This window comes from Peptoniphilus faecalis (assembly GCF_012976305.1).
GTDB classification, from domain to species: Bacteria; Bacillota; Clostridia; order Tissierellales; family Peptoniphilaceae; genus Peptoniphilus_A; species Peptoniphilus_A faecalis.
This window is the reverse complement of sequence record NZ_JABDSR010000004.1, coordinates 36,656-52,968: the sequence shown is the minus strand read 5'-3', so window position 1 is coordinate 52,968 and position 16,313 is coordinate 36,656. Positions and strand designations below refer to the sequence as shown.

General features: G+C 30.9%; 15 protein-coding genes. 4 read left to right on the top strand and 11 right to left on the bottom strand.

The window, feature by feature from the left end:
- Window positions 1–207 precede the first annotated feature (207 nt).
- A complete protein-coding gene (gene gltS / locus HKO22_RS03605) occupies window positions 208–1,437 on the top strand; it encodes a sodium/glutamate symporter (RefSeq protein WP_075660338.1) in 1,230 nt (409 codons plus the stop codon).
- Between the two features lie 166 nt (window positions 1,438–1,603).
- On the opposite strand, the gene HKO22_RS03600 is transcribed toward gltS, so the two are convergent.
- From HKO22_RS03600 to dnaX, 7 genes are all read right to left on the bottom strand, one after another.
- A complete protein-coding gene (locus HKO22_RS03600) occupies window positions 1,604–2,185 on the bottom strand; it encodes a DUF3793 family protein (protein ID WP_169968619.1) in 582 nt (193 codons plus the stop codon).
- A 6-nt stretch (window positions 2,186–2,191) separates the two neighbouring features.
- Complete coding sequence (locus HKO22_RS03595; protein WP_169968617.1) at window positions 2,192–2,620, bottom strand: flavodoxin; 429 nt, start codon at window positions 2,618–2,620, stop codon at window positions 2,192–2,194.
- 248 nt (window positions 2,621–2,868) lie between these two features.
- The gene (locus HKO22_RS03590) at window positions 2,869–4,068 is read right to left on the bottom strand and encodes a dicarboxylate/amino acid:cation symporter (RefSeq protein WP_169968615.1); all 1,200 of its coding nucleotides are present in this window, start codon (window positions 4,066–4,068) and stop codon (window positions 2,869–2,871) included.
- Window positions 4,069–4,354: 286 nt separating this feature from the next.
- The gene (ftsH, locus tag HKO22_RS03585) at window positions 4,355–6,259 is read right to left on the bottom strand and encodes an ATP-dependent zinc metalloprotease FtsH (protein ID WP_169968613.1); all 1,905 of its coding nucleotides are present in this window, start codon (window positions 6,257–6,259) and stop codon (window positions 4,355–4,357) included.
- 54 nt (window positions 6,260–6,313) lie between these two features.
- A complete protein-coding gene (recR, locus tag HKO22_RS03580; protein WP_169968611.1) occupies window positions 6,314–6,916 on the bottom strand; it encodes a recombination mediator RecR in 603 nt (200 codons plus the stop codon).
- Between the two features lies 1 nt (window position 6,917).
- Window positions 6,918–7,259 carry a YbaB/EbfC family nucleoid-associated protein gene (locus HKO22_RS03575; RefSeq protein ID WP_169968609.1) on the bottom strand — a complete coding sequence of 114 codons (342 nt, stop codon included), beginning with the start codon at window positions 7,257–7,259 and terminating at the stop codon, window positions 6,918–6,920.
- Window positions 7,260–7,267: 8 nt separating this feature from the next.
- Window positions 7,268–8,944, bottom strand: coding sequence for a DNA polymerase III subunit gamma/tau (dnaX, locus tag HKO22_RS03570; protein ID WP_169968607.1), 1,677 nt, complete (start codon window positions 8,942–8,944; stop codon window positions 7,268–7,270).
- A 183-nt stretch (window positions 8,945–9,127) separates the two neighbouring features.
- Between dnaX and HKO22_RS03565 the strand changes: the two genes are divergently transcribed.
- Complete coding sequence (locus HKO22_RS03565) at window positions 9,128–9,424, top strand: hypothetical protein (protein ID WP_075660330.1); 297 nt, start codon at window positions 9,128–9,130, stop codon at window positions 9,422–9,424.
- Window positions 9,425–9,603: 179 nt separating this feature from the next.
- Window positions 9,604–11,388, top strand: coding sequence for a zinc ribbon domain-containing protein (locus HKO22_RS03560; RefSeq protein ID WP_235932812.1), 1,785 nt, complete (start codon window positions 9,604–9,606; stop codon window positions 11,386–11,388).
- Window positions 11,389–11,470: 82 nt separating this feature from the next.
- Here the strand turns inward: HKO22_RS03560 and HKO22_RS03555 are convergent, their stop codons facing one another.
- Window positions 11,471–12,511 carry a s-methyl-5-thioribose-1-phosphate isomerase gene (locus tag HKO22_RS03555; protein WP_169968603.1) on the bottom strand — a complete coding sequence of 347 codons (1,041 nt, stop codon included), beginning with the start codon at window positions 12,509–12,511 and terminating at the stop codon, window positions 11,471–11,473.
- Between the two features lie 3 nt (window positions 12,512–12,514).
- Window positions 12,515–13,342: a purine-nucleoside phosphorylase gene (locus HKO22_RS03550; RefSeq protein ID WP_169968595.1), complete on the bottom strand. Its 828-nt coding sequence runs from the start codon at window positions 13,340–13,342 to the stop codon at window positions 12,515–12,517.
- 94 nt (window positions 13,343–13,436) lie between these two features.
- Between HKO22_RS03550 and HKO22_RS03545 the strand changes: the two genes are divergently transcribed.
- Window positions 13,437–14,024, top strand: a complete 588-nt coding sequence (locus HKO22_RS03545) for a class II aldolase/adducin family protein (protein ID WP_169968593.1) — start codon at window positions 13,437–13,439, stop codon at window positions 14,022–14,024.
- A 52-nt stretch (window positions 14,025–14,076) separates the two neighbouring features.
- Here HKO22_RS03545 and phaC read toward each other — a convergent pair whose 3' ends face one another.
- The gene (gene phaC / locus HKO22_RS03540; protein WP_075660326.1) at window positions 14,077–15,147 is read right to left on the bottom strand and encodes a class III poly(R)-hydroxyalkanoic acid synthase subunit PhaC; all 1,071 of its coding nucleotides are present in this window, start codon (window positions 15,145–15,147) and stop codon (window positions 14,077–14,079) included.
- A 15-nt stretch (window positions 15,148–15,162) separates the two neighbouring features.
- Entirely contained in the window at window positions 15,163–16,221 is a 1,059-nt protein-coding gene (locus HKO22_RS03535; protein WP_075660325.1) for a poly(R)-hydroxyalkanoic acid synthase subunit PhaE, read from the bottom strand.
- Window positions 16,222–16,313 lie beyond the last annotated feature (92 nt).

Genomic DNA, 16,313 nt, shown 5'->3' with positions numbered 1-16,313 from the left:
CAAAAGCAATAAATATTCCAGATTCTTTTAAAAAGTATCGACAATAAAATATTGCAAAATTATAATTATAACTAGAATGAAAATTCTTTAACCTTTGGTTTAACAAATTAAATTGTGATTTCTTTATTGAAGGAAATTTATATAAATGTTATTATTTAATTATGTAGAGTGTAATGCATTTATATATTTTATTTAAAGGAGTAAATTATGGAATTTATAAGAGAAAATGGCGTTTTAACAATTAACCTTGATTCTATTTTAACTCTTGCCCTGGCTGTGATATTACTACTTGTGGGTTATGGAATTAAAAATAGATCTTCATTTTTAAGAAAATATTGTATACCTGCACCCGTTGTCGGTGGCTTCTTGTTTATGTTTATCACATTTATAGGTTATAAAACAAATACTTTTAACTTTGGTTATGAAAATGTATTTCAATCAACATTTATGTTGGCATTCTTTACAACAGTAGGTCTTGGAGCAAACTTAAAGATATTAAAGTCAGGTGGCAAACTATTAATTATTTACTGGCTAATCTGTGGTCTTTTATCACTTTTTCAAAATATAATTGGCATCGGTGTTTCAAAAACTATTGGCCTTCAGCCAGCTTACGGTATGCTTGCATCATCTATATCAATGATTGGTGGACACGGAGCTGCAATGAGTTATGGTTCTACCTTTGCTAAACTGGGATATGAACAAGCTCCAGTAGTTGGCGCTGCTGCTGCAACTTTTGGACTTATCTTTGGAGTAGTAATAGGTGGACCCCTTGGAAGAAGATTGATTTTCAAAAACGACTTAAAACCTGTTGAGGATAATTTTGACTCTTCAAAACTAGACAGTCTTTTTAAAGAAGAAAAAATTGAACTAACAAACTTAGACATAGTTAAGAATGTTGCTGCAATTATTATTTCAATGGCAATTGGTACATTAGTTTCTAAATTTATCGGCACTTTAATTAATATGGATTTTCCCGATTATGTCGGTGCAATGTTTATAGCAGTAATACTTAGAAATGTAAATGAAAAAGCACATCTGTACAAATTCAGCGGAAATTTAGTAGATGGTATTGGAGATGTAATGTTAAACCTATACCTTGCACTTGCACTTATGACATTAAAACTTTGGGAACTTCAAGATTTAATGGGCGGAGTTCTTGTAGTTCTAATTTGTCAAGTAATCTTTATGATAATTTACGCTTACTTCTTCGTATTTAGAGCCCTTGGAAAGAACTATGATGCAGCAGTTATGTGTGCAGGACTTTGTGGTCACGGACTTGGTGCTACTCCATCTGCCATAGTCAATATGACTGCAATTAACGAAGAGTATGGCATGAGTAGAAAAGCCATGATGATAGTTCCTATAGTTGGAGCTTTCTTAGTAGACATTATATATCAACCAATAGTACTAACTTTTATTAAAACTTTTGTAAAATAATTTAATATTTATCTACAACCACCTTTAAAAGGGTGGTTTTTTATGGCAAAATATATAACATTAACATAAATCAAACTCAATTTTATGGCAAACTAAAATATCTAAAAAACCAGAGCTAGTATAAACTAACCCTGGTTTAAACACAACTTTATGTGCCACTTTAATCTTAACATCCATCTAAAATACTTTTCATCTCAATAGTTTTTACTTCATCAAATTTTTCAAAAGCTTTTCTGGAACTTTCTTCATCGTTGAAACACTTCCAATATCCTGTGCATTTGCATATTTTTTTGTGGCGATCCTTAAAATCAATTACATCCTTTAGAGGATATCCTAGAAATACACCAATTTCATCAGGGCAAGTGCCATTAAATCGACTCTTTAATAAACTAAGATAATCTTCAAGTTTAAAACAATTTTCATAACCCATTGTATTTAGAAAATCTAAAATCTTCGGCGTGGATAATTTTTTTATAAGTAAATCTTTTTTAAAAAAATAAACTAAAATAAAATCCTTTCCCTCATTGAGCTCATAAAAATCTAGTCCTAAAGCTTCCTTTATGAGAAGTTTATTTTTTACCCATAAATCTTTCAACGGTCTATTTCCATTTTTTAAGTTCATCATTGTGCCTAATTTTAAATCTTTTAAAGTTGGAGCCACAGTGGATTTTATTAAAGCTAAGATATATTCAAAATCTTTAAAATTTTTTATATGATTAAAAAATTCAATGAAAATAGATTTTTCCATGATATCTTATGACCTTGCAAGATCCTTTCCAAGAGCTTCGCACTCTTCTAATGCATCTTCATCTGGGTCATCATAAGCAGCAAATCCATCTGCAATTAATTTTGCTCCAGTATTTTCAACTTCTTCTTGCCAAAGTTTCATCCATTCGCCGTCAGCCCATTCGTAAGAACCAAATAGAACAACATTTTTCCCTGAAAGAAGTGGATTTACTTTATCCATAAAAGGTCTCATTTCAGTTTCCTCAAGTTCTTCTGCACCCATTGCTGGACAGCCAAAGGCAATTCTATCAACATTTTTTACATCATCCTCAGTTGCAGATCCAACTTGGATTAATTTTACTTCAGCGCCTTCGCCTTCTGCCCCTTTAACAATGGCATTTGCCATTTTCTCTGTGTTGCCAGTTCCTGACCAGTATATTACATTTACTTTACTCATTTTATTTCCTCCAATTCTGAAATTTATTATCATCTAACTTTTATTTTAATAAATTTAAAGAGGAATTTTTATATAATATTATAGGAATTTGTTAAATAAAAATCTTCCCATATCATTTTGCAATAATTTGGACTTTTTCAATAATTTTAGGTTTAACAAAAATTATATTAAAAATTATTAACTTATCATTTAATAACTTCTAAATGAAAAAACCAAGGAAGCTCCTTGGTTTAATCTTTAAATTAATATTAAATTTCCTTAGCCTTACTACTTTTTCCCTTGCCAGGAACTTTGTCAAATATTCCAGTAACCATTAGTGCAATTGCACCGTCTGATGTTACATTACATGCTGTTCCAAAGCTATCTTGCAGTGCAAAAATTGAAAGCATAAGGGCAGTTCCTGTGTCATTAAAACCAAGAACTGATGTTATAAGTCCTAGAGATGCAACGACAGTACCGCCAGGCACTCCTGGTGCAGCTATGGCAAAAATTCCAAGTAAAACTATGAATACTATCATATTTGATGTTTCAGGAAGCTTTCCAGTTAAAATCTGTGAAACTGTCATTACAAAGAAAACTTCAGTTAATACAGAGCCACACAAGTGAGTGTTAGAGCAAAGTGGAATTGCAAAGTCTCTAATCTTTGGATCTAGTGTCTTAGATTTCCTAGCACATTCAAGTGCAACAGGAAGTGTTGCTGCTGAAGACATAGTACCAACTGCTGTTAAATACGCTGGTAAATAGTGTTTAAATACTTCCTTAGGGTTTGTTTTTGAAATAGCTCCTGCAATTGAATACATTACTGTCATCCAAATAAAATGCCCTACAATTACAATAAGAATAATTTTTAAGAAAACTGGAAGTTCAGAAATAATTGCACCTTCATATGACAATGCTGCAAAAGTTGTAGCAATGTAAACTGGAAGAATTTTTATAACAAAATTATTTACAATAGATAAGATTATTTTGTTTAATTCTAAAAGTAAATTTTCCCAATGTTCTGACTTTGTAACTATTACTGCAATTCCAAATAAAATTGATGTAACGAGAGCAGTCATTACAGGCATAATTGGAGCTATTGATAATTTAAAAATTGATTCTGGAATAACATTTCCTGCTCCAACATTTGATGCGATGTTAAGTTTAGGTATTATTGCTCTACCTGCCAAAAATGACATTGTAGCTGCTCCAACAGATGATATGTAGCATATAATAAGTGTTACACTTAGTATCTTGCCTGCACTTTCCTTTAAAGAAACAATGGCAGGAGTTATAAATCCCAAAATTATAAGTGGAACAATATAACTTATTAAATCTCCAACTATTCTCTTAATAGTATCAATTACAACGATAGCAGATTCACTAGAGATTCTTCCTACAAAAATTCCAATGATAATTCCTAATATTAGTTTAAAAACTAAGGAATTAAAAAAACTATTTTTTTTCATTTCTCCTCCTTGCAAAATTATAAAATTTGAAGTATCGCTTCTACTATAATTTTACCATTATATTAAAAATTTTGTATTATAATTTTTAATTTGCATATGCAGATCATTTTTAATTTATTTCTCTTTAATCTTTAAATCTTATTATTTATTATTTAAAGGCTCTATACATCTGTTGAAAAGTAAAATCTCTAACAGACATATAGAGCCTAAATAAATATTAATTTGAATTTAAAAGCATAATCTTTAAAAGCCAATACTTACCCATCTTAAATATAATTTTAAAATGTCAATCTTCACTATTTTCTATAGATTTATTACGATCTTCGGATTCTCTTTGCATTTCAACTTGCTCTTCTTTACTGTCATATTCTTTTAAAATGTCCATAAATTCTTCGCCAGTAATCGTTTCTTGTCTCAAAAGATATTCGGCAATTGCGTGAAGTGCTTTAATATTTTCCTTTAAAATTTTACGAGCTTTATCATGGGCATCGCCAATAATTTTTTGAACTGCTTCATCAATTTCATACTGAGTTTGTGGTGAGCATTGAAGAGAAGTGTCTCCACCAAGATAGGCATTTGTCATAGACTCAAGTGCAACAAAACCAAATTCATCTGTCATGCCAAACCTAGTTACCATTGCCTTGGCAATTTTTGTAGCCTTTTCAATGTCATTTGAAGCACCACTTGTTCTAATCCCAAATATTAATTCTTCAGCGGACCTTCCTCCAGTTAAAGTTACAATACTATTAATTGCATCTTCCTTTGACATAAGAAACTTTTCTTCTTCGTCAACTTGCATAGTATAGCCCAATGCACCTGAAGTCCTTGGAATAATTGTAATTTTATGAACTGGTGCCGAATCCTTTTGTTTTGCAGCTACAAGGGCATGACCTACTTCGTGATAAGCTATAATTCTCTTTTCCTTCGGAGAAATAACTGCATTTTTCTTCTCATATCCTGCAAGGACAACTTCAACAGATTCTTCCAAATCCCTTTCGCTCATTTTATCTCTACCCTCACGAACTGCACGAAGAGCACCTTCATTTACCATGTTGGCAAGATCAGCTCCACTTGCTCCTGCAGTTGCACGAGCAATTTTGTCATAATCTATGCCCTCTTCTTTTTTTATGTCCTTTGCATGAACTTTTAAAATTGCAGTTCTTCCACTTAAATCTGGAAGTTCAACAGGGATTCTCCTATCAAACCTACCTGGTCTTAATAGAGCTGGATCAAGAGAATCGGGTCTATTGGTTGCAGCAAGAATTACAACTCCTGCTTTCGCATCAAATCCATCCATTTCAGAAAGAAGTTGGTTAAGAGTTTGTTCTCTTTCATCATTTCCCGAAAATCCCGCTCCATCTCTCTTTTTTCCAATTGTATCAATTTCATCAATAAAAATTATACAAGGAGCCTTTTCCACAGCTTGTTTAAATAAATCTCTAACCTTTGCTGCACCAAGCCCTACAAACATTTCAACAAAAGCTGAACCGGATATTGAAAAGAAAGGTACTTCCGCTTCGCTTGCCACGGCTTTTGCAAGAAGAGTTTTACCAGTCCCTGGAGGTCCTACTAAAAGTGCACCCTTGGGTAATTTTGCACCGATTTTTGTATACTTTTTTGGATTGTGTAAAAAATCTACAAGTTCTGATAAAGCTTCCTTTGCTTCATCTTGACCTGCCACATTTTCAAATTTTATTCCATCAGTTGATTCCACATAAATTTTTGCCCCACTCTTTCCAAAATTCATTGGACCAACATCACCCATTTTTTTAAAGATGAATTTTGAAAGAAATAGCCAAAAAGCAATAAAGATTGCAAAGGTAGCCACCGTTGAAATTATAAAGGACAATACTGGATTCATCTCCGCTTTATAAACTTGTGCAGATTTTACATCTTTATTCACTAGTCTATCAACTAAATTTGGATCGTACATCCTATTAGTTTGATACCTTGTTTTTTCCCCGTCCTTTTCTACTTCAAAGGCAATAGTTTTATCTCTTATCTCTGCCTTCTTAACTTCACCCTTATTGACCATATTTACAAAGGATACATAATCAGTTTCCTTTATATCAGATTCTTTATTTAATTTTGGAACTAGAAATATTGCAACTACATAAAAAATTGCTATCGCTAAAATTACATAGAGGATTGTTGGAATGTACTTATTAAAATTATTTTTGTTATTAGACAAATTCTTCCCCTTCCTAAAATATTAAAAGAAAAATTTTGGGACTTAGTCCCAAAATTAATCTAGTCTTCTTCTATTTTCCATTGCCGTTTGAATTGTTATCTCGTCATAAAACTCAAGGTCTCCTCCAACTGGCAATCCATATCCTATTCTTGAAATTATTATGTCAAAGTCTTTTAGAGCATTTTTTATATAAGTTGCGGTTGCATCGCCATCAACTGTTGGATTAGTCGCAACTATTATCTCTTTAATATTTCCCTTTTCAACTCTATTAATTAGTTCTTTAACCTTGACATCTTCTGGAGTCTTGCCCTTTAATGGAGATATTACCCCATGAAGGACATGATACTTTCCTCGAAAACTAAGAGATCTTTCCATTGCCTCCACATCCTTTGGTCCTTCAACTACACAAATAATTGAATCATCCCTTGTCTTGTCAGAACAAATTTCACAAGGATCACTATCTGCATAATTCATACAAATAGAACACTCAACTGTGTTTTTTTTCGCAGAAATAATAGCTTCTGAAAGATTTTTCACTTCATTTTCATCAAGTCCAATGATGTAATAGGCAAGCCTTTGAGCCGTTTTTGAACCAATCCCAGGAAGTCTATTTAACTTTTTTATCAAGTCTTCAATAGGACCAATTTCTTTATTCATCTTATAGCCCCGGAATATTTAATCCGCCAGTAAATTTACCCATTTGAGAATTTATTTTACTTTCAGCACTTCTCATAGCTTCGTTTACTGCCGCTACAATTAAATCTTCAAGCATTTCAACATCCTCTGGGTCAACAGCATCTTTGTCAAGCTTAATAGAAATAAGTTCTTTATTTCCATTAACAGTTGCACAAACTGCACCGCCCCCTGAAGTCGCAGAAACTTCTTCATTTGCTAAATTTTCTTGCATTTCTTCCATTTGCTTTTGAAGCTTCTCAATTTGCTTCATCATATTATTTCTTCCGCCTCCACCAGGGAAACCACTGAATCCACCTCTAGCCATATTTCCTCCTAAATTTCTTCTATATTATCTTTTCCAAATATTTCTTCTAATTTATCTACTCCACTTTTTTGCAACTTCATCCGAACATCTATATTTATACCATATATGTTCTTTAAAAGATCTGACAAAATGTTTTTCCTTTCAGAATCAGAACAATAAGTATAATAGAACTCATGTCCTTCTTTAAATACAATTTCTAAAATATCATCGTGAAACTTCATTGGTTTTCCAAAGGCAAGATTTCTACCAAACCCGTGATATTTTCTAGAAATTAATTCTTGACATATTTTTTGCCAATCACTATTTATTTTTTCAAGAGTTAGAGTAATCCCCTCTTTCTGAACTTTGCCTTTATCTTTTATTATATCAGATTGATTTGATTTTTCAATTGAAGCATTTTCTATGGGCTTAGTTATATTTATATCACTTTCAATATTATTGACAATGCTTTTATTTATTTGGTTTTCCACATTTTTTATATTAAGTGAATTTTTATGGACAATATCCTTTGAAAGATCTTCAAAAGAATTTGATGCAAAATTTACATCGCCAAAAGAATTAACTTTATCTTCTAAAGCCTTAACTCGAAGAACTAAATCATCCTTAATAACTCTATTGCAAATTTTTATTGCATTCATCTCAAATACTACACGTTTATTGTCTGCATATTTTATTTCCATTGATAAATTTTTTAAAATATCAATAATTATTAAAAGTTCCTCGATATCAACTCTTGCAGCAAGTTCTCTAAATTCATTTAAATAAGTCGTATAGACAATTTTATTGGGATCTCTTAAAGTTTTTACTAACAAAAGATCTCTAAAGTGACTTAAAATTTGTGAAGCAAGAGTGTTAAATTCAACTCCCTCTTTATATATTTCATCAATTGCTAAAAGTGACTCACTTATATTTTTTTCTACTAGCGCCTTTGATAGTGTAAATAATAATTCTGAAGATGATATGCCAAGAACTTCCATTGCATCTTTGAGTGTTATGTGTTCCTTATTTTTTGTAAGAAGTTGATCTAAAACTGAAAGTGCATCTCTCATTGCACCATCAGCTGATTTTGCAATAAGTGTAAAAACTTCATCATCACAGTGTTTTTTTTCGAGAGAAGTAATTTTTTTTAAATTTTTTGCAATTTCCTCTATGGATATTCTTTTAAAATTAAATTTTTGAGATCTAGATAAAATCGTTGCAGGAATTTTGTGGATTTCTGTAGTTGCAAGTATAAAAATCAAGTGCTTTGGTGGTTCTTCCAAAATTTTTAAAAGTGCATTGAAGGCACCCTTGGATAGCATATGAACCTCGTCTATTATGTAAACTTTATACTTAAGAGATTGAGGCGGATAAATTACTTTTTCCTTTAATTCCCGTATATCGTCCACTCCATTATTACTTGCTGCATCCATTTCAACTACATCTAAAACTGATTCCTTTAAAATTTGCTTGCAATTTTCGCATTCATTGCATGGATTTCCATCAACTGGATGAAGACAATTTACTGCACGAGATAAAATTTTTGCAGCAGAAGTCTTCCCAGTTCCCCTTGTACCTTGAAATATATATGCGTGACTAATCTCTCCTGTTTTTACCTGATTCTTTAGTGAAGCTTTCACTGCCTCTTGTCCACATATTTCATCGAAAGTCTGTGGTCTATATTTTCTATATAATGCTTTATACATTTTCTCACCTAAAATAATTATACATGAAAAAATATTTTATTAAATTATTTTTAAAGTTTTTATAAATTCTTTTTGCTTTCATTTCCAAAAGTTTTAACATCATCTTCACACAATTATCACATAGCAAATATATTATATAAATAAATTAAGAAACAAGAAGTTTCAAATAGGAGGATTATTAAAATGAAAAATTTAAAGAAAATAGCAAGCGTTGGAATGATTTCTGTACTAATGTTAGGTATGGTAGCATGCCAAGGTTCTAACAACAAAAAAGAAGAAGCTGCTAATGCTAAAAACCAAGCAGTAGAAGAACAAGCTGAAGCTAACAAAGCTAAAGTTGAAGCTAATGCTAAAGAAGCTGAAGCTAATGTAAAAGCTGACGAAGAAAAAGCTAAAGAAGAAGTAAACGCTAAAGCTAATGAAGCTAAAACAGAAGAAGCAACTAATAATGCTGCTCAAACAGAAGAAAAAGCAAAATAATTTAGCTTAACTTTAAAGGAAGCCCTTAGAGGCTTCTTTTTTTACATAAATTTATTGCTTTAAAATTTTTGTTTTAAGTATATAACTTTTCAAACCTTTTATTTACTACATAAAAGATTTGTTCGTCATAAAAAATATGTTATAATATTTTAATAGAATTAATGAAAGAAGGTGCTACATTGTTTTGCCCAAAATGTGGGAATTCTGTCTCTAAAGATGACAACTTTTGTGCTTACTGTGGTTACAATTTAAAGGATGTTAAAATAAATATTACATCAAACTCGTCAATAAAAAAAGAAAATACTACTAAAGTTAAAAAAATGAGTGAACATACTAGAGTATTTAATCCAAAGTCCCTTGATGGAATTGACACTACTGACGAGCTAAAGAATATTATTGCTGAAGTTGATAGAAAAATTTCCAAAAATATTGAAGAATACCAAAAAAGCAATGTCCAAGCAAAATCATCTTCAAAGGAAAGGAAACCTAAAGAATCTCCTTCGAAGAATATTGATATAAAAAAAGAATCCAAACTTTCTGAAAATAGATATGATTCCATTGATACAAAAAAAGCTGACAAAGAATTTTTAGACGCAAATAGAGGATCAGAATCCAACTCAGGAATGAGTCAAAAAGAATTAATAAGAAGAGTTCAAGAAGAACTTAAAAAGTCAAATTTTAGCGAAAGTTCAAAGAAAGTTTCTAATTTAAAAAAGGACATATATACAGAAGAAACTCCTTCCCATAATTTTATTAATAGCTCTGAAAAATTTGATGATAAAAAGAATTCACAAAAGGAAAACCCTAAAAAATTTTCTTTAAAGGAAAAATGGAAAAACTTTATAAATGAAGATAATGACGAATTTTCTATTTTTTCAAGTATTAAAGACGATAGCAAGAAAAAAGAAGATGTAAGAAATTTAGAAATAAGTAAATCTATTGGCGACTCAGAAAAATCTTTTGAAAATACTCTCTCTACTCCAAAAATTGATATCGAAGATGCCATAAAAAAATCTGAAGAAGTAAAGAGGAAAAAAAATGAAAATAAGGATTTAGCTGAAAAAAATTACAATGCCAAAGATATCAATAGGGCGTCAAAAGATAATAAATCTGATACACCTAAAGATTTTAAATCAATGAATGATTCCGAACTTTCTGAAAAACTCAATAGAATAAAAATACCTAAACAAACAGAAAGCTCTAAAGTTTTAGATAAGCATAAAACTTATAAAAAATCTAAAAATTTAAAGGATTTATTTACTTTTAAAGATAATGGTGAAAAGCCTATAAAAGAAATAGAATCTGTGGATTCAAAAGTTGAAAAAGTTATTGAAAATAATCTATCTAATAAAGTAAATAGTATGGAATCTAAAATTTCTAAATCATCTTTAGATGCCATTGACAAAGCAATGGAATTTTTAAGTAAGATTACCGACAAAGTTTCCAATTACATAGGCGACTTTGGCTCAAAGGAAAGTAAAATTTTAATAGGAATTGGTGCAATATTAAACGCAATTGCACTTTTAATTGGCAGTGGATCCTTTAAAATTATTTTAATAGTATTTTTAATACTTAAACTTGTATTTGATTATTTTGAATTTTACATTCCTCTTAATATTGCAACTGATAGAGATGAGATTGACACAAGTTATCCAGAAGTCAAAAAGTTCGCTCTTATTAACTGGATAATATGTAAAGTATTTTTATTTGTTGGATTTATTATCACACCTTTTGGTGGATTTCTTAAATACAATATGTTGCAAGCACTTACTGCTATGCCCCTTGCTACATTGATATTAATTATATTATCAATTCTTATTGCAATAACTCTTTATAAGGAAGAACTTGTTGGGAGATCAAAAATTAATTTCATTGGCTGGTATGCCATTGCTTTTACACTCTTTGAACTCCTATTTAAGATGATATGGTTTATAATTAATTTTATTTTCGTAACACTCTTTTAAACTTAAGGAGAATGGTTAAATTATTTTTAACTACTCTCCTCTTTTATTTATTTTTTTAAGTTCAACATAATTTTTATTATATTTAATAATAACTTTTATAATCTGTTTCAAAATATTTTTTTAGATTATTAGGCTCATAAATTCCCTTGTCTGTTACAAAACCTGTAATTAGCTTTGGAGGTGTTATATCAAAAGAAGGATAGATTGCCTTTACTCCCTTTGCAGTGTGATTACCTAGCACAAGGGATGGGTCTCTCCTTTCAATTACTATGTCTTCCCTTTTCTTTTTTTCCCTATCGGGCATTCCCGTAACATAAAAGGGAACATTAAATTCACGAGCAACAATTGCAATTTGGTGCGTGCCAACTTTATTTGCAACATGACCGTCAAGTGTAATTGTATCTGTCGCAGATGTGAATACATCAATGCCAATATTTTCCATGGCGTAGGCAACCATGTTGTCCGTTATAACATATGTATCAAATCCCATTTCATTTATACATGTTGCAGTAAGCCTCGCTCCCTGATAATAAGGTCTAGTTTCCGTGCAGTAAAATTTTACATTTTTACCTTGCTCCTTTAAAGTTCTAGTCATGGTTCCAATAATCGTTTCTGCAAAACATTGAGTCAATACTTTCCCGCCATCAGGGATTACATCACATAAATATTTTGCAACTTCATTCATTGCATTATATCTTCTATTTAGTGAATTTAGAGATTCTCGAAAAACTGCATCTACAACATCTTCCCTATTTTTAATTGCTCTTCTCGCAGCTTTAATTGATCCCTCAGTTACTTTTTTAAGTCTACTTGATGTAGTTGGTCTTGCAGTGGAAATTGTATGGGCAGCCTCCTCTAAAAATTTTATTAACTCTTCACCCTTTAAATTTCTTCCCTCATAGGCTGCAAGCGCCATTCCCATACCTGCTGCCGTATAAGGCCCTGCTGATTGTGTTACCATGTCTTTTATGGCTCTTGCAACATCCTTATAACTATTACAAATTTCAAATCTAATATCCCTTGGATATACTCTTCTGTCTAAAATTCTCACTCTTCCCTTTTCATACCAAGCTACATTTTCATATCTAAGCATAAAGGGCATACCATAATCTTGTCTTTCCATTTATTATTTCAACTCCCCAATAATATCAATGATTAAATTTTTTAATTTTGGCGAAACTTCCCTAGCCACATCTTCAACCTCACTTCCATCCATATTTTCTACTCTATCAGATGAATAATTTGTTGCAACTGAAAAGGCAAGAACCTTTATTCCGCAGTGACCCGCCGTCAATGTCTCTGTGATAGTTGACATTCCAACTAAATCTCCTCCTAAATTTCTTATTGCACGAATTTCTGAAGGTGATTCAAAAAATGGACCTACTGTAAAGAAATAAACCCCTTCCTTTAGTTCAATTCCTAATTTTATTGCAGATTTTTTTGCTAGGTTGCGAAGACTTTTGTCGTACAATTTATCAATTGGGTAAAATCTATCGCCAAATTCAGATAAATTATTTCCTCTAGTTGGACTTACTCCCGCAAAATTTATGTGATCGGTTATTAGGCAAATATCTCCAGGATGAAAATTATAATTCACTGCACCAGCTGCATTTGTAAGAATTAATTCTTTTACACCAAGGAGTTTTAAAACATAGACTGTAGTCGCAAGCTCGTTAAAATCATAACCTTCGTAATAATGAAATCTTTTAGTCATGCAAATTACAAATTTGCCCTTTAACTTCCCAAAAATAAATTTTCCACTATCTTCACTTACAGTTGAAATCAAAAAATTTGGCACATCTTTATAATTAATTTCAATTTTATCTTCAATTTCATCTAAAAGTTTTTCAAGGCCTGTGCCTAAGATTATTGCAATCTCAGGTTTTATCTTTATTTTTTTCAAGATATAATTAGCACTCTTTTTATAATTATCAAAAATTTTTTCTTTTAACATAATTAATCTCCATTCCTTTATGATTTTAGTCTAACACAGCATAATAAATTGTCAATTAGAAGAAAAATATGATAAATTATATTTGAGGTGCAAAATGAATTATAGAAAACTTTTAGTAAAATATGGAAAAAAACTTTTAGATAAAAATTTAGTTGCAGGAACAAGTGGCAACTTGAGCCTTCGTGGCGAAGATGATGACATATTTTACATCACTCCAAGTGGCATGGATTATTTAGAAATATCAGAAGAGGATATAGTAAAGATAAACTTCGATGGCAAAACTATTGAAGGAAATAAAAAACCTTCATCAGAGTGGCAAATGCACTCAGAAATTTATAAAAATTATCCAAATTACAATGCTATTGTACACACTCACTCACCTATTGCAACGGCTTTTTCAGTTTGTAATAAAAAGATTCCCATGATTTTAATTGAAATGGAAGCTTTTTTAGGTGGGGAAATAGAAGTCGCTCCCTTTCAAGAAGCAGGATCTCTTGAACTTGCTAAGTCCATCCTCCCCTATTTAAAAAAATCAAATTCATGTCTAATGGCAAATCATGGCGTGGTCTGCTGTGGAATTGATTTAAATAGAGCTTTTTTATCTGCAGAGTATTTAGAGGACGCTGCAAAAATTTATTATTATTCTCTTAATATCGGCCATTCAAAAATTATTTCAAAATAAAATTTATAGACGTAAAAGACCGAGCAAAAATGCTCGGCCCTTCATTATAAAATTATTTAGATTTTTTTGTCAAAAATTCATTTATCTTTGGTGCAACTTCTTTTTGGCTTCTTCCAGATACAAATAGTCCAATGTGACCTGTTTCAACTTCAACGAGTTCAACATCATCTGAACCAACAACATCAGGTATTGGTCTAGTTGCATTTGGTGGAACTTGGTTGTCCTTTGTACCTAAAATTGCAAGCACTGGACATTTTACATTTTTAAGGTCTACTCTTTCTCCATCGAGATAAAATTCTCCCTTGATTAAACTATTTTTATGATACATTTCTTCTTGAAACTCTTGATAAGCTCGCCCAACTTGATCAGGTGAATCGAAGATCCAATGTTCCATGCGAAGGAAATTTGCAAGTTTGCTTGGATCATCTAGAGAATCAATTACACCGATGTATTTATCCACCATAAGATCAATTGGTTTTAGGAATACAAATCCTGCGTTCATAAATTCTCCTGGTACATTTCCAAAGGCTTTAACCATATTTTCTGGGTTTAAATATGGTCCCCATTTAAATAGAAGTCCATCATCTGTAGAGAAATCAATTGGCGTTACAAGAGATACTAATGAATTTACTTTTTCGCCATGAATTGCTGTATAAATAAAGGAAAAAGTGCCACCTTGACATATTCCTATAATATTGATTTTTTCGATATTGTGTCTTCTTCTAATGATATCAACACAATCATTGATGTAGCCATTGATGTAGTCGTCTAAACCTATATATTTATCGTCCATTGTAGGATATCCCCAATCAATGATGTAAATATCTTGTCCACCTTCTAATAAGTTTTTAATTAGAGATCTATCTTCTTGCAAATCCATCATGTATTGTTTGTTGACAAGAGCATAAACTATTAGTGTGGGAATTTTATTTTGCTCTTTAACCTTTGGCTCATAGTGATAAAGCTTCATCTTGTCTTGTGAAAAAATTAATTTTTTAGGAGTTGCATCAAATCCACTATAGTCTACATTCATGAGAGTGTCCACACCCTTTATAATCTTTTCGTAAGAATCGACCATATCGGACATTGACTTCACATAATCTATTCCAAATGCGTTTTTCAAATTAATAACCTCCTATTATTTATTTTCCTTTTTTTCTTCTTCGTATTCTTTATCTCTAATATGTCTTTTTAAATTTCTAACTTCTTTTTTAAGTTCATAAACAGTTTTATATAATGAATCCATATCTGAATTAGTTGGAATTGGAACCCATTTAAGTGATTCTTCAATAACTCTATCTAAGTCGATCTTCAATAGCATTAGAGAATCAACAAAGTTTCCTAAAAATTTAGAAAATTCGTCAGAGTAGAATAATGTATCGAATTCTTCAGAAGTTTTTGCCTTCCAATAATTATAAAATTCTTCATAAGTCTTAGGTGCTTTACCTTCTTTAATCATTTCAAAGCTTTCTTTTACAACATTCTCAGTTGATTCATTAATTAAATTTGAGATCATAATGCTAAGTTCTAAATAATTGCCTATAAAAGTAATCATTTTATCTATCGTTTTCATTTGCATTTCATAAGTGTTTCTATCAATTCCAAATTGTGGAGCATTTAACATTTTTCCAAAAGTTTCGCTATAATTTTTCTTCCACAACTTGAAAAATTCAAGAAAGGCCTTGGGATCATCAAAGACTCCCTTCATGACATAATCCATTAATTCAGATGAATTATCCATCCAAGGACCATAAATTGCAATAATCATATTCTTGTAACTTTCAGCAGCCCCCATGCATTGTTTTATTAAATTTTGTAAATCAACGGGTATATATGGGAAAATATAGTTATTAATATATTGAAGTGAGCCTTCCTTATATTGTTTCATTATTCTTTCAAGATTTTCCTTGGTAGGTTCAATATCTTTGTCGTAAATATTTTTGTAAAGTTCGTAAATACTGTAATAAAGCTTAGATGTTTCCTTTATTTTTTGTACAACTTCAGTAGGTGTACCACTATAATTAAAGAAATCTGCTGATCCAATATCACCAAAAATTTTAGTAAAACTTGAAAAATATTCATTATTAATGGGATTGAAGTTATTTCCGCCAAAAGATTTTACGTATTCTTGCCACATATTCATCATCTTTTTTTGTGAATTCATATAATCTTCAAAAAAATCGTATCCTTTATCCAAAGCAATTCCTCCTTTTTTTGTTAAAACTAGCAATTAACTTACACTATGTTCTTTTGATATATTATTATATACCCTTTTTTTAAATTATTAGT

Bases quoted from the DNA above. Each gene is read 5' to 3' on its own strand.
- dnaX (WP_169968607.1), bottom strand. From the start codon at position 8,944: ATGTATAAAGCATTATATAGAAAATATAGACCACAGACTTTCGATGAA.
- HKO22_RS03565 (WP_075660330.1), top strand. From the start codon at position 9,128: ATGAAAAATTTAAAGAAAATAGCAAGCGTTGGAATGATTTCTGTACTA.
- gltS (WP_075660338.1), top strand. From the start codon at position 208: ATGGAATTTATAAGAGAAAATGGCGTTTTAACAATTAACCTTGATTCT.
- HKO22_RS03550 (WP_169968595.1), bottom strand. From the start codon at position 13,342: ATGTTAAAAGAAAAAATTTTTGATAATTATAAAAAGAGTGCTAATTAT.
- recR (WP_169968611.1), bottom strand. From the start codon at position 6,916: ATGAATAAAGAAATTGGTCCTATTGAAGACTTGATAAAAAAGTTAAAT.
- HKO22_RS03590 (WP_169968615.1), bottom strand. From the start codon at position 4,068: ATGAAAAAAAATAGTTTTTTTAATTCCTTAGTTTTTAAACTAATATTA.
- HKO22_RS03600 (WP_169968619.1), bottom strand. From the start codon at position 2,185: ATGGAAAAATCTATTTTCATTGAATTTTTTAATCATATAAAAAATTTT.
- HKO22_RS03595 (WP_169968617.1), bottom strand. From the start codon at position 2,620: ATGAGTAAAGTAAATGTAATATACTGGTCAGGAACTGGCAACACAGAG.
- HKO22_RS03545 (WP_169968593.1), top strand. From the start codon at position 13,437: ATGAATTATAGAAAACTTTTAGTAAAATATGGAAAAAAACTTTTAGAT.
- HKO22_RS03555 (WP_169968603.1), bottom strand. From the start codon at position 12,511: ATGGAAAGACAAGATTATGGTATGCCCTTTATGCTTAGATATGAAAAT.
- HKO22_RS03575 (WP_169968609.1), bottom strand. From the start codon at position 7,259: ATGGCTAGAGGTGGATTCAGTGGTTTCCCTGGTGGAGGCGGAAGAAAT.